We start from the raw sequence: 17,021 nt of genomic DNA, 5'->3' as shown, positions 1-17,021 counted from the left end.
GTTTTTAGTTAGTTTTTAGTTAGTTTTTAGTTAGTTAGTTAGTTAGTTAGTTTTTAGTTAGTTTTTAGTTAGTTAGTTAAGTTTTTAATTTATAAAAGTTTTTGATTTTCAACTTCAAAAACACTATCAATACCAACATCCTTACTTTTAGATGCGATGACCGCAAGTTCATCGCATCTTTCATTTTCTGGATGGCCGGCGTGGCCTTTTACCCATATAAATTTAACCTGATGCAATTTATACGATTGCAAGAAACGCAACCAAAGATCTTTATTCTTTTTTCCGGCAAAGCCTTTTTTAACCCAACCAAAAACCCATTTTTTCTCAACAGAATCTATCACGTATTTAGAGTCTGACACCACAGTAACTTCTTGGTTTAAACTTTTAATAGATTCTAAACCAACGCAAACGGCCATTAACTCCATGCGGTTATTGGTGGTTCGCCTAAACCCTGCAGAAAGCTCTTTGTAATGCTTTCCCGATTTTAGAACAACACCATAACCACCCGGCCCTGGGTTTCCACTTGCAGCACCATCTGTAAAAATTTGAATCATGTGCGAAGATAAATAATTAACAATTTATGTGCAGATAAAAAATTATATCGCATTAAATCAATGTAATAGGAGTGATTTCACTAATAATTTTTTAAAAAGTTTGATTAGTATAAATTTTAAATTATTTTTGCACTCCACTAAAACAAATGGCGGTCGTAGCTCAGTTGGTTAGAGCACTGGTTTGTGGTGCCGGGGGTCGTGGGTTCGAGCCCCATCGTCCGCCCCAAATGTTTGGAAGCCTCTCAAGAAATTGAGAGGCTTTTTTCGTTAAAAGAAGTTTTTCTTCTAAAAGTTCACATCAGGGTATTTAGTATTTTCAGGGATTTTTTGGTGTCTTAAGCTTATTCGGTTTAAAATTTTTCATAAATCCCGAATTTTTCATAAAAAAACGAATTTCAATTAACGCATAACAGAGCTTACGTTCAAATCTCCCCAACATTTCTATCAATTGTCATAATTTAAGATCATAAAAAATTATTAGCATTTTTATTATGTAGATTTAGTCTAAATAAGTACTTTCGCATTAATATCTCTTAAAATAACTTTAAACAAAGAAATGAAGAAAAGATTATTAATGATCATGTTTGTTTTAGCAGTATTTACTGTAAATGCTCAAAACAAAAACACTTTGCTGCAAGCCGATTTTTGGAAACAAAATCCCAATATTGAAATCGTAAAAGCAGAAATTGCTAAAGGAAATAATCCTGCTGAATTAGATCAACGATCCATGGATCCTACAACTTTTGCAATAAACAATAAGGCATCAATAGAAACCATTAAATTTTTATTGAGTTTGGAAGGAAACCCAGTAAATAAAATTACCCACGATAGCCGTATTTATTTGCATTGGGCAGCTATGAGCGGGAATGCAGAGCTGGTGGAATATTTAGTTTCTAAAGGTTCGGAGCTATATGTTGAAGACAGCCATGCTACAGAGCCATTAGTTTTTGGTTTATCGGGCGGTAAAAGAAATATACCTGTTTATGATGCTTTTTTTAAAGCAGGTGTTGATGTTAAACGAAAATATAAAGACGGGGCTAACTTATTATTATTAGGTATTGCAAATGATGCTGATTTAGCACTTTCTGATTATTTGGTTAAAAAAGGTCTGTCTTTAAACAATGTTGACGAACAAGGTAGCACTGCATTTGATTATGCCGCTAAAAGTGGAAACATCAATTTATTAAAAAACTTAACTGCAAAAGGTGTTAAAGCAACTGATGCTGCCTTAATTTTCGCTTCGCAAGGCGGTAGAGGTTCTTCAAGTTCTGTAGAAGTATTCAAATACTTGGTAGAAGATGTTAAATTAAATGCTTCTTATACCAATAAATCAGGATACAGCACTTTACATTATTTAGCCCGCAAACCAAATCAAGAAGAAATAATTAGTTACTTATTAACTAAAGGTGCTGATGTAAACAAACCAAATGAAGAAGGCAATACACCATTTATGATTGCTGCATCGGGCAGAAATTTGAAGGTATTACAACTTTTAGCTCCTAAATTAAAAAACATCAATGCTGTAAATAACAAAGGAGAATCTGCTTTAACTTTAGCTGTAAATGCCAGTTCGCCAGAAGTGGTTTCTTTTTTAATCAATAATGGGGCTGATGTTAAGGTTGAAGATAAGGCAGGCAACAACTTAGCTTTCCACTTGGTTCAAGGTTATCGTCCGGCAAGCCCGCAAAATGGTGGGCAAAAAGATGAGTTTACAGATAAACTAAGTTTGTTAACAGCCAAAGGTTTGGATGCGAAACAGCTACAGAAAGATGGAAGTAGTTTATACCATGCAGCCATTTTAAAATCAGATTTAGTTTTACTTAAAAAGCTGACTGATTTAAAAGTTAATGTTAACGCTAAGAACAAAGAAGGTTTAACTGTATTGCACAGAGCCGCACTTATTTCTAAGAATGATGAGGTTTTGAAGTATTTAGTTTCTATTGGAGCTGACAAAAGCATTAAAACCGAATTTGATGAAACAGCTTACGATTTAGCTACAGAGAATGAATTTTTATCAAAAGGAAATATATCAGTTACGTTTTTAAAATAATATAATGAAGACTTTTTTAAATATTTGTGTGTTTGGGATTTTGTTGAGTTTTGCTGCTACTGCTGATGCACAAACATCAAAATATAAGTGTATGCTACAAATGAACGCTTACACCGGTGAGGAAGCTTATGTTGTGGTTTCATTGATTAACCCAAAAGGAGCTTACGAAAAAACTTTATACATGATGGGTGATGATAAACAGTGGTATAATAGTTTTAAAGAGTGGTTTAAGTTTTTCTCGAAAACCAAAAAAGTAAACGCTAAAACCGGTGCATCTGTTGGTGGCGGTGATAGAAGTATGGTTAATTTAGAGATTGATGACGCTAAACTAAACAAAGGTTATAAATTACGTTTTGAAAGTGCTGTGGAAGATCAGAAATATTATGTAGCTGATATTGAAATTCCCTTAACAACCGAAGCACTTGCGGGCAAAGCAGATGGTAAAGGTTATATCAAGTACATCAGATTTAGTAAAGTTCAACCATAAAATTAAGGAATGACCTTATCTACTTGGCGGTACGCCCATTTGGCGTTGGCCATAATATCATCTGTTTTTCTAGTGATGGCATCGGTTACCGGTGCCATACTTGCAATTGATGCAATTCAGGAGAAAATGCCAGCCTACCGTGTTGCTAATTTTAATGAAATTACTTTAGCACAAAGTATTCCTGCACTCCATAAAAAATATCCAGAAATTAGTGAAATAAGTGTAGATCATAACGGTTTTGTATTATTAAAGGCTTTTGATAGTGGGGGAAACGAAATTGATGGTTACGTAAACCCCGAAACAGGAGAGGTTTTAGGTAAGCCTGTAGAAAAAAGTGCCTTTATTCAGTGGAATATAGCTTTACACCGCTCTCTTTTTTTGAAAGAAACAGGCAGACTAATTATTGGTGTAATAAGTTTTTTGTTGGTACTAATTGCGATTTCTGGTTTTGCATTGGTTGTTCAAAGGCAGCGAGGCATTTCCAAGTTTTTCACAAAAGTAATAAAGGAGTATTTTTTTCAATATTATCATGTAATTTCCGGTCGGTTAATTTTAATTCCGGTGTTAATTATTGCCCTAACCGGAACCTACCTCTCAACGGCAAGGTTTCAGCTTTTTCCTTTGGATAATACCAAACACAAAGAAATTATTGTTGTAGATGAAATCCCAGAACAAAGAAATATTGCTGATTTTAAAGTTTTTAATACCACTAAACTTGAATCGGTTCAAAAAGTAGAATTCCCTTTTGCAGATGATCCGGAAGAATTTTACACGCTTAAACTTAATGATAAAGAACTTATTGTTAACCAGTTTACCGGAAAAATAGAAAGCGAAATTAAGTATCCGATAACACTGTTATTAGAAAACCTGAGCTTAGATTTACATACTGGGCGTACAAATATTATTTGGGCTATCGTCTTAGCCATTGCTTGTCTTAACATTTTGTTTTTTATTTATTCTGGCTTTGCCATTACGCTAAAAAGAAGGGCAACTAAAATTAAGAACAAATACAAAGCAAAAGATGCTGAGTATATTTTGCTAGTTGGCTCAGAAAATGGAAGCACTTTTAGATTCGCAAATGCTATTCATGAGCAATTAAATGTACAGGGAAAAGCATCTTATTTGGTACAGCTAAATAATTATACTATTTTCCCTAAAGCCAAACATTTACTTGTTTTTACATCTACGTATGGTTTGGGCGATCCACCATCAAATGGAAATAAAGTATTACAACTTATTGATAGGTATCCGCAAAAGCATAAAATTGGTTTTTCGGTAGTTGGATTTGGGTCTCATGCTTACCCAGATTTTTGCGTATTTGCTAAACAAATTCACGAAAAATTGAGTGCACAAGAATGGGCAAATGCGGTAACTGATTTGTTTACCGTGGATGATAAATCGGCAGTGGATTTTGTAAATTGGGTAAAAGAATGGAGTGCTAAAACTGAGATTGAATTAGCCAAAACACCGGCCTTGTATGCTAAAAAACCAAAAGGCTTGCACAAAATGATGGTTTTGGATAAAACAACAATTTCTGAAAGTGAACAAACTTTTATGCTTACTATTAGAGTGCCAGCAAGAACAAAATTTACTTCAGGCGATTTATTGGCCATTTATCCGGCTAACGATAATCGGGAACGTTTGTATTCGGTAGCTAAATGCAATGGAAATGTACAATTAGTGGTAAAACTACATCCAGAAGGCTTAGGTTCGGGGTATCTAAATAATTTAAATATAGGTTCTGTAATTAAAGCCAGAATGGTTACCAACGCTTCATTCCATCAACCTAAAAATAAAGCTATTGCCATGATTGCCAACGGAACCGGAATTGCTCCGTTTTTAGGAATGATATTGCAAGGTAAAAAGACAATACCCCACAGTTTGTATGTAGGTTTTAGAAATGAAACTCAACTTGTTAAACACCATCAATCATTTTTAGAAAAACAAATAAAGCAACAAAAATTACAGAAATATCAAATTGCTTTTTCGCGGGAGCAAAACCATTGTTATGTGATGGATTTAATCCGAACTGACGCTGATTATTTAGCTCAATTGTTAAATAATGATGGCGTTATTATGATTTGCGGATCTTTATTGATGCAACAAGATGTTGAAAAGGTATTAGATGAGATTTGCCAAGAATTCAATTCAAAACCACTTTCCTATTACAAAGACCAAAAACAATTATTAACAGATTGTTATTGATGAAAGTTAGCATCTTGAAAGTGTTTTTATTGTGTTTTTTGTTTATGCAACAAGCAAATTCACAAGGTCTTAAACACCGCCCAGTTACTTTAATGGGCAGCAGGTTTGATATTACTATTGTAGCAGAAAATGCTGAAAAAGCAGAAAACTATATTGACACTGTTGTTGCAGAAATGAGTAGGATAGAAGACTTAATTTCTGATTGGAAACCTACTTCCCAAATTTCTGAAGTGAACCGAAACGCAGGAATTAAAGCTATTAAGGTGGATAAAGAAGTTTTTGACTTAACCAAGCGTTCCCTTTATTTTTCTGAAATTACTAATGGTGCTTTTGATATTAGTTTTGCCGCTATGGATAAGATTTGGAAGTTTGACGGTTCTATGCAAGCAATGCCAAGTGAGCAAGAAATAAAAAACTCTGTTAAAAAAGTAGGTTACAATAATATTGAATTAGATAGCGCAAATTGCACCATATTTTTAAAATTGAAAGGGATGAAAATTGGCTTTGGCGCTATGGGAAAAGGATATGCTGCCGATAAAGGTCGCGAGTTGATGGAACTAAAGGGTGTTAAAGCAGGAATTGTTAATGCATCTGGCGATATGGCTACTTGGGGTAAAAACCCAAATGGTAAATCATGGAATGTTGGTGTAACTAACCCGTTTAACGAAGAGAAATTTCTAACTATAATTGATTTAAAAAGAGAAGCAGTCACCACATCTGGAAGTTACGAGAAATACGTGGAGTTTGATGGTAAGCGGTATTCGCATATCATTAATCCGGTTACGGGTTACCCAGCAACGGGCTTAATTAGTGCAACTGTTATTGGCCCAAGTGCAGAAATGGCAAACGGTTTTAGTACTTCACTTATGGTTTTAGGTGTAGATAAAGGTTTGGCGCTTATCAAACAATTTCCCGAGTATAAATGTGTCATAGTTTCTGATGATGGTGGGGTGATTAAATCGGGTAACTATAAAGGTAGGATTAAAAAGAAGTTGAAGTGATTTTTAGTTTTTAGTTAGTTTTTAGTCTTTGCGTTAACGATAGTAGTGGATACCGGCCTAGTTTAGAATGCCTGAGCAGTATGAACGTATAGCGTGTTAAAACGCCCATATAAAATTCTCAGTTATAAATTTGAGTTTATTCGCATAAAACTTGTTCCTTCCTAGTTTCTTCAAATAAATAATTAAGCATAAAAAAAGCGCTTCAAGTTTAAACCCGAAGCGCTTTGAATATTAGATAAATTTTTACTTAGTAAGCACCAATAAAACGATGTCCTGTACCATTGGCCAATTTAGCACCTTTAGTAAGTACACCTGTTTTCCAATTGTAAACAAACACATTGCCGGGTAAACTTACTGGAGTTAATGGCACATAAACGTAATCTCCTTCAACGGCTATGCTTTGCTGTTGCGCAAAATTCAATAGCGTTTCATATTCAGTAGTAATTTTTGTAGCAGTTTTAGTATTTAAGTCTATTAAAGCTAAATAACCACCAGTTTTATTAATATCGTACATTACAAAACCTTTGTTGTTACCCAGGTATTTCCAAGCTTTAATTCCAGCAATTCCGTTTACTCCAAGCGCTGCCGACAAATCAAACAAATAAGTATTATCATAATCGTTAGTGTTTTTATCTATACGAAGGATGTGATTATAACCTGTTGTATTTACACCTGTTGCCTGATATACATTGCCATCGTCTCCAACGTATTGAATCATGGTTCTGTAACCGTTATTACCGTACTTACTTTGTGTTGACCAAATTAATTTAGGGTTTTTAAGTGTTGGATAATCAAGAACTATAGTAACCGTACCAGCAATATTTGCTGCATCACTTGGCCATGATATAACTCCTGAAGTTGCATTTTGAGTAGGAGTACCGTTAGGATTTATTTTCGAAACATTACACCCAATATATACTTTATTCTTTGCTTGATTGATGATTGGAACATCAATACGCCCAATAGAGTATCCTGCTGCTAATTGCTCAGTTGTAAAAGGAACCACAAATGATGCAGTATTTAAAATACTTGGATTTTCTAAATTTAAAGAAGCAATTGCAGCAGTAGATTTAATAGAACTGAAAGTTACAGCAGGAAATGTTCCTGTAAAAATTGTTTCGGTAGCTATACTTACACCAATTCCAACACCTTCAGCAGCTTTAACCCAACGCGGAGATGTACCTAAAATAATCGCAGTGTTAACTTCATTACCCTCTCTTACATAATTCCCTTCTCCGTTTACTTTAAATTTTTGGAAAATACCACCATCTGCACCAGTATATTGAATGTCATATAGAAACTTTCCATCTGCAGATGCTTGTACACGAGAGGTACGGGGAGACTCTAATTTTAATCCTTTACCAACAGGAAAAATATCTAATTCGTATGCCGGATTAATGGCTTGCTCGTGGTTAATGGCATAAGCCAATGTTCCGCCGTTTCCATCGCCATCATTTGTTAATTTTAATGCAGCCGTTAGCGTAATCCATCTTGTATTATCATTTCCGTTATCCGGAGATGGACTGTCTTTTTTACAGCTTCCTAATGTTATTGATGCAATCACAGCACCATAAAGTGCTCCTCTTAATAGTTGTCCTCTTTTCATATTGTTGTTATATTAATTGTTGTTTAAAATTTTCCTATTGTATAATTCATTTTAAAATAAATTCCTCTGCCCGGTTTTTGAACACCAAAATTATCGTAAAGTGCCATATTGAATACGTTTTTTACATCCAAACTTGTTATCAATTTTCCAGAAGCAAAACGATAACTGGCACCTAAATCATGAGAGAACTGAGCAGGGGTTAAACTTCCTTGAGATGGATGCCAAGCGATATCATAAGCGCCTACATAACCAGTGTTATAATAAATATTGGTGATTGATTTACGCTCAAAAAGATTGTTAAATCTGTATTGAACATTTGCATTTATGGTAAAAAACGGTTCATTAGGGATCTGTAGATTATAACGGTCATCCAATACACCAGCCTCATCACGCTCACGCTTGTACAAAGCATTAAATTTCGAAAAATTAAGTGCTGCATTTAATTTGTTACCAAATACATAAATAACCTCAGCTTCAACGCCTCTTGATTGTGTTTTGCCAAGATTAACAAATGATGTTGCTTGAATATCTAAATCCGAATCTGTTACCACACTATCAACTGTTTGGTTTCTGATTTTATCGAATCCGTTGCGCCAAAATGCACTACCATAAAACGAGAGCTTATGTTTGCCGAAATCTAAATTGCCAAATCTAAAACCAAGGTTGTAATTAATATTTTGTTCTGGAGTAAGGTTTAAATTGGGTAAAACGTTAATTTCTAAATTTCCAAACATTTGTTCTTCCGTTGGCATGATGTAGCTGTTTTCCATGGAAGTAATTAAAAAAAGTTTAGGTATAATGTTGTAAGAGGCTGTTGCTCCGTAGCCTACATTATCATTAAATGAGTTTGTAGTTTGCGGATTAAGTAGGTAAGTACCATCGGTATTATAAGTAGGCTTAGGGTCTGTTTGTTTGGTGCTATTTGCAGTGTACTTAAGTAATAGGTTGGTTTGTAGTTTGTTTTTAAAGGTTTGCGCTTCGTAATTTGCCGACACAATATTTTTCATTACCTGGGTTAGGGTAATCAAATCTTTATTAACCGCTCTCAGCAAATTTGTATCATCCCTGTCTGTTTTTTCAATTTTATGATTTATAGAAATTCTGTGGCCAGGTTTAACGGTATAAGCCAAATTTGAACGCGAATTAATTATTTTTCTATCAACTTGGCTGATTGTAGGCGCCCCTTGTTGAGCCCCTTGAGGAGATTTAATAAGTATTGGAGGATCGCCTGCTGCTATCATAAAATCAGTATGTAAAATCATAGGCTTACCATCCCAATTATATAAAGTTGTAACAGTATCTTGTATATAGGTACTGCGACTACTGCGAACGGCATTGATGTTTAAAGCCAACCCATCTATAAAAAGATTACGCTTAGTATAGTTTAAACTGAAAACATTTGCCTGATATTCTGCAAAACGACCAACATAGGGTTGTCCTGTTGTTGTACCATGAGGAATCTCTTTATAAGTATCTGAAACGTTGTAGCCTATAAAAAGCTGATCTGCCCATTTAGTATCTGTAAAACCGGTTTCAAAACGGCCGCCAATTGATTTAAAAGTGTCGTTAAATCTTTTGGCTCTAAAATCTCTGGTTAATATCCCGTTTCTATCAGTGTATTTTGCAAATTTACCCCACATTTCATAACTATTGTCAGAGTAGGTGTAAAAACCAGAACCTCTGAAGGTAAGCCCTGATTTCTTTTCTCGAAGCGTTAAACTAGCATCAGCATTTTGCGTATTAAATGAACCATAAGAGATTGCTGCAGTTGCATTATTTCTAGAAGCATCTTTTTTTAATACAACATTGATAGCTCCACCAACATAATCGCCTGTTAAATGAGACGGCAACACCCCTTTATAAACTTCAATACGTTCTATCATTGCGGGTGGAATATTATTTAGGTTAAAAGAGGATCCATAGGTAGAAACCTCTATTCCATCTAAAAATATCCCAATTGTACTGCCCGACATCCCATTAAGATTATACTCTACTTGAGAACCTACTCCGCCATTTTGCCTTACCCTAACACCTACTGCTCTATCTAATAACTCATTAGTTGTTAAATTTCTTAATGAAGCTTCTTTTGTTTCTATTACAGCTACTGCAAAACCCGAAGTTTCCATTTCTCTTTTTTGAGTTTTACCATGTACAGTTACTTCGCTCAAACTATTTTTATCATTTGATTTAGTGCTGATATTAAATAAACATTGATGGTTACTTACGGTTATTTCTAACTTTTTACTTAATATTTCTATTGAGCTAACCGCTAAAGTATAAGCGCCATAAGGAACGTTTTCAAAACTATAATTCCCTTTTTCGTTAGTTAAAGTTTGTTTGTTTAATGCCTTTATAGTAACCACAGCGCCAATAAGTGCTTCTTTGTTATCCAAAGTAATTTTACCAGTAACAGTTCCACTTTGCGCTTTAACATTTAATATAATTGCTAGTATAAATAGTACAGAAAGTAAAAATTGCCTCATGTTGTAAAAAAAATTGTTATTTCTATTTAGAGTTAGTCTAAATAAATGTAATTTCGGCAAATATATATTAAGGAAGAGATTTGGGGATGACCATATACGGAAAATTACTAACGCAAGAAGAAATAATACAAGTAGCTTACCCAGTTATTACTACAGATTTTGAAGGATTAACTGAGTCTGCTGGTTTGCCTTTTAAAGATTATGTGGTTAAAAATTTCCGCATTGATGATAAAATTGCATCTGATATTGAACTTTCTGTTAGTGAAAATGTTGTTTTGATGCAATTTTGTGTGGATGGGACATTTACATTTAAAAATAGCGACAGCAAAAAAACTTTTTCTTTTGGCAATGGGCAGTGCAATATTATTTATCTCCCCAAAGGAAATTATGGCATTACTAGTTTTTTATCAGAAATTAATTTAATAAGCGTTTACCTAAGCCAAGATTTCTTTTTTAGGCAAATACAACAGGTAAATCCAGCTTTTATGATTAAAAGCACTAATCTTTTTCAGGCATTATTCTCCAAAAATATAAGCATCACCCATAGGTTAAAAAATATATTGAATGAAATTGTTAATTGCGAGTTTGACGGACATTTAAAAATACTGTACTTAAAAGCAAAAGTAATTGAATTGCTTATTTTGCAACTTGCCCAACATGAGGAAGAGAAAACGATTAGCCTAAAGCCAGAGGATATTGAGAAGATGACAATAATTAAGGATTTGATTGAAACTAATTTCAACGAAGTTTATAGTTTGTCTTATTTGGCTAAAGTTGCAGGCACTAATGAGCAGTACTTAAAAAAACATTTTAAGATATTATTTGGCAATACAGTTTTTGGTTATATGTTAGCTTGTAAAATGGAGAAAGCTAAAGAGATGCTTTCAACAGGGAAACATCAAATTACTGAAGTTTCAGAAATTGTAGGTTACAAACATGCCACCCATTTTACTACTGCTTTTAAAAAGTTTTTTGGTTATTTACCTAGTTTGGTTAAAAGAAGTTTATAATTTACTTATTGGCTTTGTTTTAGTTTTGAAACTTTAAGCCTCTGTTTTAAATATTTATAAATTATAAAGCATCTTTGAAAATTCTTTTTATTTGCTTTTAGATTAAAATAGCACTTATCAAACTAACTTATATAATCTCTATCCTCGTTACTTAAATTATTTTTCGGCTTAGTTTCTAAATAATCTTCAGTTTCCGGTTGGTTAATTTCAAAAGGAATACTTCCACTCTCATTCTCTATTAATTTTTTCTTCCTTGGCCTAGCTACAATTACACCTAATATAAAACCGAATACAGTTACAATCAACATCATTATTAATTTCGAAACAAAAATCTCTTTCCACAAAAGTGTAAACAAAACCTGATCTGTGTTTTGCATAAAAATAATAGTAATTAATACCGTTAAAATAATAATGACGTAGGTTTTAAAGCTCATGTTTTAAAAGTTATAGTTAAAAGTGAATTCTAATATCGGATTTTTTGTAATGCTTTTATGCGGAATAATTAATTTTCCGCCAATTTCAAAGTTAGGTAAATAATACCTTAATAAATTCATATCAGCGCTAAGCGATATGCCGTAACCTCTTAAGCCATTGCCATTGTTAATGTTTTCAAAATCTGAAAAAACGCCACCTTTTAATCTTTTGATGTAAGCAATTGGGCCTAATTCCCAATCAGGATATGATATTGGAAAAAGATAACTCAATAGAAAAGTGTTTTCCAAATCCATAATACCATCCATATTTGCCCAACCGTTTGCCCTCGGTATATCATTGCTAAAATTATAAATCCCGCTATTTTTTTGCCAATTTAAACTTGCTCTAAAGCTATGGTTACTCATTAGGCCAGGGAAATAAAACACCGAGCTAATATTTATATTTTCTCCTTTTAAGTTACGGTCAAAAGGGAGGTTTTCATAAATTACCTTTAAGTTTTGTCCCCATTTTGGAGCTAAATCTCTTATTCCTCTTCTACTATTAATTCCGGTTGTAAAACCATAAGTCATTGGGAATTTTATTTCGGTATTAAAGTTTACGGGATTTAAAGTTTGCTGATACCTGTTTGTGTAAGACGTTTCTAATTCAAAAGTGGTGTAAAAACTTTTATTTAACCAATTTTTAAAAGTGGGCACATTAATATTTAAAGCCGTTCGGTTTTCTCTCCAATAAAATGGGACTAAAGTCATATTTGTACCTGTCCCGGTTTGTGCAAAGGCTAACTTAGCTTTGTTGGTATAGCCAATTGCAATTTTTGGATAGTATTTTAAAAAACCAATAGATGCGTTATACTCACTTTTATTTAGCGCATTATTAAAGTTGTAACCAACTGTGGTGTTTACAGTATTCAATTTGTTGTTAGATACCAAATCAAAACCAAAATCAAAGCTGTTAGAAAAATCACTTTCTTGCATGGTAACCCTTGCACTATGAAAGTAGAAAAGATGATTTAAAGTACTATAGTTTTTTGTTGGATATACTTTTTCTGGGATTTTATTAAAAATATTCGGCTTATTTTCCTGCGATATAAGCGGCGAAAAATAATTCACGAATGTGTTTGTGTGGGTGTAATCGTTTTTGTCTGTAGCGTTGTTTAAATTGAGTTTACAGAGATTGTAACCGTTTGCTGAGTAATTACTAAATAGTACAAAATCATTATCAACAGACGGGTAGTTTGCACCAAACGGAACGTTAGTTATTGAGCTTATTTCTTTAGTAATTGGATTTAATGAGTAAATATTTTCGAGGCCGTTGTAATGTGCTTTGTACAAAATTTGGTTTTTATAAAATACGGGTCTCGCAATAATTTGCGCCTCAGGTTTTAATAAAATTTCTAAGCCATTGTTGTGGTAATACAAAAGTGTTTTTCCTTCAGTATTTACACCGGTAACAATTACCTCGTTTCCTGCTGCATTGTAGCTGGGGGTTTGCAAAGCATAATTTTGCGGATTAGGGAAAGTTTTAATTTGTGCACCAGTTTCTGCATCAAATTCTATCAAGCTAAATATGTTTTCTGTAGTAACATTTACAGCTATAATTTTTTTACCATCTGGCGATAGCGAAGGAGAGAATAACCTGCTTTTAAAACTTAGCTGTTTGTACTTTTTTGTTATCAAATCATAAGTGCAAATCACGCTGAAATTCCTTTGGTCAAAACGGCTGTCGCTTCGGTATTCATCCCAAGTTAATTTGTTATTTGCATAGCTTAAATTAGGTTCTGTTTGGAAGCCAATTTTTAATATTGTTTTTTCTTCTTTTTGTTGGTTAATGCTAATAATTTTTGCCGGCTCGGCTAGTGAATTTTTCAGACATATAATTTCGTTGTTTTGGGTAAAGTATGGAAGCAAATAAGAACTCGGATTTTCCGGGTCAATTTGATTTAAAGGCTCATAATTTTCCGGCTCAACTTTTTTGTTTTGTAAAGTCCATAAACTATCCATTTCTGTAATGGTGTTTTCATAAAGTTGGCGTGTATTTACTCCCGAAAATTTTTTGAGGGAATTGCTAAAATTATAAGGACGTATCGGAAAGTTTTTAATACGTTCTAAAATTTTGTCCAACACCTCGGTTCCATTATCTCTCCTAATTTTTGTTGTCATAAAATATCCAAGAGGGTAGTAGCCCGATGTAAGATTTTTAAACGAGCCCAAATAATTTTTGGTGTAGCTGTAGCTTTTGCCAGAAAGTTCATTGGCTCTTAATGCCAATTCAAAACTTGGTTGTCTTCCTCTGCCGGCTTGTGTCAAAGAAGTTTCAATTCCAACGGCATCACCTTCAAAAAACCAAGGCGGTAAATTGATGCCAAACAGGGCTAACTTCAACTCTTCAAAAAGAGGAGCTTTTAGGTAAGGCGCAACTTTATCAAACTGTACTACATGTCGCAATTCATGAACGGCCAAACTGTTTAACCAATCTTGCGCATCAAATTCCTGACCAGGGATAGTGTAAAATTCCGACCTTCTTGGCGCCATGCTTACAAAGCCATTTGATATCACACCTTGCGTTTGTAAAATGATAGAAATAGGGTGGGGGACTTTGCCTAAAGACTTGCTAACATCTTCAATAATTGCATCTAAGGTATTCGCCATTCTTTGCGCTTCACTTTCAAAAGCGCTAGGGTAAATGATTTGAAACCGCGGAGTGTTAATTTGCTTAAATTTTACACTAGGTGGGTTTTGTCCGTTGTCTAAAATTTGCGAAAAAACACTACATGAACAAATCTGTAATATAAGTATGCTTAAGTATCTGACAATAAATAATTTATTTGTATTATTTGAATGCATATATTGGCTTGGCTAATTTTTTTAGTAATTTTAAATTTTAAATTTATATTTTTATTAAAGTTTCATTTTATATAATTATTATAAATTACTGATAATCATCTCATATTTTCAAATTATTTAACACGTTAATTAATCGTAAATAAAGCTTTTTTTCTTCAGGATATTAATAAATATGCCGCATATTCTATAGTGTAATGTAAGTAATTTTTAACGATAAATAATACACAAAGAGGTATAAAAATAGAGCGGAAAATTCGAAGAAATTTACATTGAAAAATTATATTTAGTTACAGTTTAGTGAGGAAGTTCGTGTCTGTTAGCTAAAGAATATTTAATGGTGAATCAAAATTTAGCGGGAGATACAAAACTTTTTAGCTGCTAAATTTGAAGGAAAAGGTTTCAAATTTTGATTATAACTTCCATCTTAACAAAGCTACTTAGTGTATTAAGCTAATTTTTAAATTTTGAGGTTTCTTAGCTTTTATTAATAGATCTTGATAAAAAGAAGTCTTTATATTGTTGGATTTTCCATTAAATTTTTTTGTAAAAGCTCTTTATTTTTTTGAGATTACAATTCAATTTAAACCAATTTTTTAATTGTTTTTCAATCAATAATTTCGGTTGTTTTTCAAAAATATTGGTATAAACAAGGGATTAAAATTGAGTAAAACGGCTCTGTTTTCATATCTTTTTTGTGTTCAAAATCAAAAATAAATCAATTTAGAATTAAGGTTTTCATTCGTTTTCCATGAATTTTAGTTACCGAATAAATTCAATTTGTAGATAAAATACTTAGTTTGTATTCGTATTTTCTTTTGAAAATTTGAGCTCAATTCTCGAATGAAATTTTCAAAACGATATGGAATAATAAAAGTATTTGTACCAATTTTTCTGTTTCATCGTAAAAAAAACTTCTATTTTTCACTTGCAATATTTTTGGATTTTCCCGCATAGTTTGATTTTTTCTTTCAAAGATGTGACTGCTTTTTGGAGTCTGATACAGGTAACTAGACTTAGTTAAAGAAGTGATTTGGTGCTAATCAAGAGTATCAAAATTACACTTGTTTAACGTAATTTTGGAGTGAATGATGTTCAGTTTTTACCATTATAGATCCGTAAATTTTGTGTGTTTTTATTAAAGATATTACAGGATTTTTTATGATTATTTACAGGTTAAAACTGCGTGTTTTTGTCGCAATTTCTCATCTCTAAACTGTAAATTTAAGATGCTAAATTTGCAAAAACATAGGATGTTTTATAGGTAATTACAGCCAAGTATTTAGCTTCTTTTAGCGTTAAATTGTAAGCTCAATAAAGCCCAATAATACACCAGAAATGGCGCTATTTAATTCCAAAATAATCGTTTAAAACAATCCCAAAAATAAACCGATATAATCAGTTTTTAGTCTAGGCTTTTTCAATAAAATTGGAGGGTGTTTTTTAAACTAAAGGAGCTTGTTTCTTCAGTTTTTGATGCTCAATTTTAGTTTTTACTATTGGGTAAATAAATATTGTAGCCAATATAACAGCTGCGCCAGCATAAAATCCTGAGGTCATTTTTTCGTCTTTTCCAAAGATAATTAAGGCTAAAATAATGGCATAAATAGGTTCTAAATTTGTAATTAAAGCAACCCTAAAAGCACTCAATTCTTTCATTACGGCAACCCCTGCAACATAAGCAACAGAAGTACAAACTGTGCCTAAAATCATTAGATAAACAAAGTCCATAGCATTTAAACTCATGCTTTTGGTAAAGCCATTTGTTAATAAAAGATAAACACTAATCCACACAAATGCACCTAGTAATTCGTAGAAACTTATTACTGATGCTTCCCTATTTTTTATTTGTTTTGAGTTAATAATAGAGAATAAGCTGGCACATAAAGCACTTGCCAAACCCATTGTAATGCCTACTTTGTATTGCGTCTCGAACTTAAAAATCAAATAAATACCCATTATAATAAACAAGCCTACCACAAGTTCTAATTTAGAGATTTTTGTTTTATTTAATAAGGGCTCTAGTATAGCTGTAAATAGCGTTAAAGAAGATAAACAAACCATTGCAACGGATATAGTTGAAGCTTTTATGGAGCCAAAAAAGAGTATCCAATGCAAGCCTACAATTGCGCCGGTAAAAAATAGTTTTAAAAACGTTGCTTTACGTACTTTAATGGACATTTTAGCCCATTTGAAGTATATAAATAATGAAATTGCTGCAATTAGCACCCTGTACCAAACTAAATGAGTTTCATTAATAGTAATTAATGCACCCAATATTCCGGTAAAACCCCATACCAATACAGTAATATGGAGTATCAATAAATTGCTTTTGAGATTTAATTTCATG

Annotated in this window: 11 protein-coding genes and 1 tRNA gene; 6 read left to right on the top strand and 6 right to left on the bottom strand. The window is 32.9% G+C overall.

Features of this window, described 5'->3' with window-relative positions; all coding sequences use genetic code 11:
- Nucleotides 1-89: 89 nt before the first annotated feature.
- Nucleotides 90-554, bottom strand: a complete 465-nt coding sequence (gene rnhA, locus ACFSSE_RS09195) for a ribonuclease HI (RefSeq protein ID WP_379043506.1) — start codon at nucleotides 552-554, stop codon at nucleotides 90-92.
- A 149-nt stretch (nucleotides 555-703) separates the two neighbouring features.
- Here rnhA and ACFSSE_RS09190 point away from each other — a divergent pair.
- From ACFSSE_RS09190 to ACFSSE_RS09170, 5 genes are all read left to right on the top strand, one after another.
- Nucleotides 704-780, top strand: a tRNA-His gene (locus ACFSSE_RS09190).
- 330 nt (nucleotides 781-1,110) lie between these two features.
- Nucleotides 1,111-2,604: an ankyrin repeat domain-containing protein gene (locus ACFSSE_RS09185; protein WP_379043503.1), complete on the top strand. Its 1,494-nt coding sequence runs from the start codon at nucleotides 1,111-1,113 to the stop codon at nucleotides 2,602-2,604.
- Nucleotides 2,605-2,608: 4 nt separating this feature from the next.
- Nucleotides 2,609-3,091: a DUF2271 domain-containing protein gene (locus ACFSSE_RS09180; RefSeq protein WP_379043500.1), complete on the top strand. Its 483-nt coding sequence runs from the start codon at nucleotides 2,609-2,611 to the stop codon at nucleotides 3,089-3,091.
- Between the two features lie 9 nt (nucleotides 3,092-3,100).
- Nucleotides 3,101-5,296, top strand: a complete 2,196-nt coding sequence (locus ACFSSE_RS09175) for a PepSY domain-containing protein (protein ID WP_379043497.1) — start codon at nucleotides 3,101-3,103, stop codon at nucleotides 5,294-5,296.
- Complete coding sequence (locus ACFSSE_RS09170; RefSeq protein ID WP_379043494.1) at nucleotides 5,296-6,297, top strand: FAD:protein FMN transferase; 1,002 nt, start codon at nucleotides 5,296-5,298, stop codon at nucleotides 6,295-6,297. Before ACFSSE_RS09175 ends, ACFSSE_RS09170 begins: the two co-directional genes overlap by 1 nt.
- A 247-nt stretch (nucleotides 6,298-6,544) precedes the next feature.
- Here the strand turns inward: ACFSSE_RS09170 and ACFSSE_RS09165 are convergent, their stop codons facing one another.
- Together ACFSSE_RS09165 and ACFSSE_RS09160 are read right to left on the bottom strand one after the other, a co-directional pair.
- A complete protein-coding gene (locus ACFSSE_RS09165; protein ID WP_379043490.1) occupies nucleotides 6,545-7,903 on the bottom strand; it encodes a hypothetical protein in 1,359 nt (452 codons plus the stop codon).
- 23 nt (nucleotides 7,904-7,926) lie between these two features.
- Nucleotides 7,927-10,386 (bottom strand): TonB-dependent receptor, encoded by a 2,460-nt coding sequence (locus tag ACFSSE_RS09160; RefSeq protein WP_379043487.1) that lies wholly within the window; start codon nucleotides 10,384-10,386, stop codon nucleotides 7,927-7,929.
- Nucleotides 10,387-10,472: 86 nt separating this feature from the next.
- Here ACFSSE_RS09160 and ACFSSE_RS09155 point away from each other — a divergent pair, with 86 nt between their 5' ends.
- Nucleotides 10,473-11,396 carry a helix-turn-helix domain-containing protein gene (locus ACFSSE_RS09155; protein WP_379043484.1) on the top strand — a complete coding sequence of 308 codons (924 nt, stop codon included), beginning with the start codon at nucleotides 10,473-10,475 and terminating at the stop codon, nucleotides 11,394-11,396.
- A gap of 122 nt (nucleotides 11,397-11,518) precedes the next feature.
- On the opposite strand, the gene ACFSSE_RS09150 is transcribed toward ACFSSE_RS09155, so the two are convergent.
- From ACFSSE_RS09150 to ACFSSE_RS09140, 3 genes are all read right to left on the bottom strand, one after another.
- Nucleotides 11,519-11,830, bottom strand: a complete 312-nt coding sequence (locus ACFSSE_RS09150) for a hypothetical protein (RefSeq protein WP_379043481.1) — start codon at nucleotides 11,828-11,830, stop codon at nucleotides 11,519-11,521.
- A 3-nt stretch (nucleotides 11,831-11,833) separates the two neighbouring features.
- Nucleotides 11,834-14,479, bottom strand: a complete 2,646-nt coding sequence (locus ACFSSE_RS09145) for a hypothetical protein (protein ID WP_379043478.1) — start codon at nucleotides 14,477-14,479, stop codon at nucleotides 11,834-11,836.
- A 1,635-nt stretch (nucleotides 14,480-16,114) separates the two neighbouring features.
- Nucleotides 16,115-17,020 carry a DMT family transporter gene (locus tag ACFSSE_RS09140; RefSeq protein WP_379043475.1) on the bottom strand — a complete coding sequence of 302 codons (906 nt, stop codon included), beginning with the start codon at nucleotides 17,018-17,020 and terminating at the stop codon, nucleotides 16,115-16,117.
- Nucleotide 17,021 lies beyond the last annotated feature (1 nt).

This window comes from Pedobacter alpinus, from assembly GCF_042684645.1.
In the GTDB taxonomy this organism is placed as follows: domain Bacteria; phylum Bacteroidota; class Bacteroidia; order Sphingobacteriales; family Sphingobacteriaceae; genus Pseudopedobacter; species Pseudopedobacter alpinus.
This window is presented reverse-complemented; position numbering and strand designations above follow the sequence as displayed.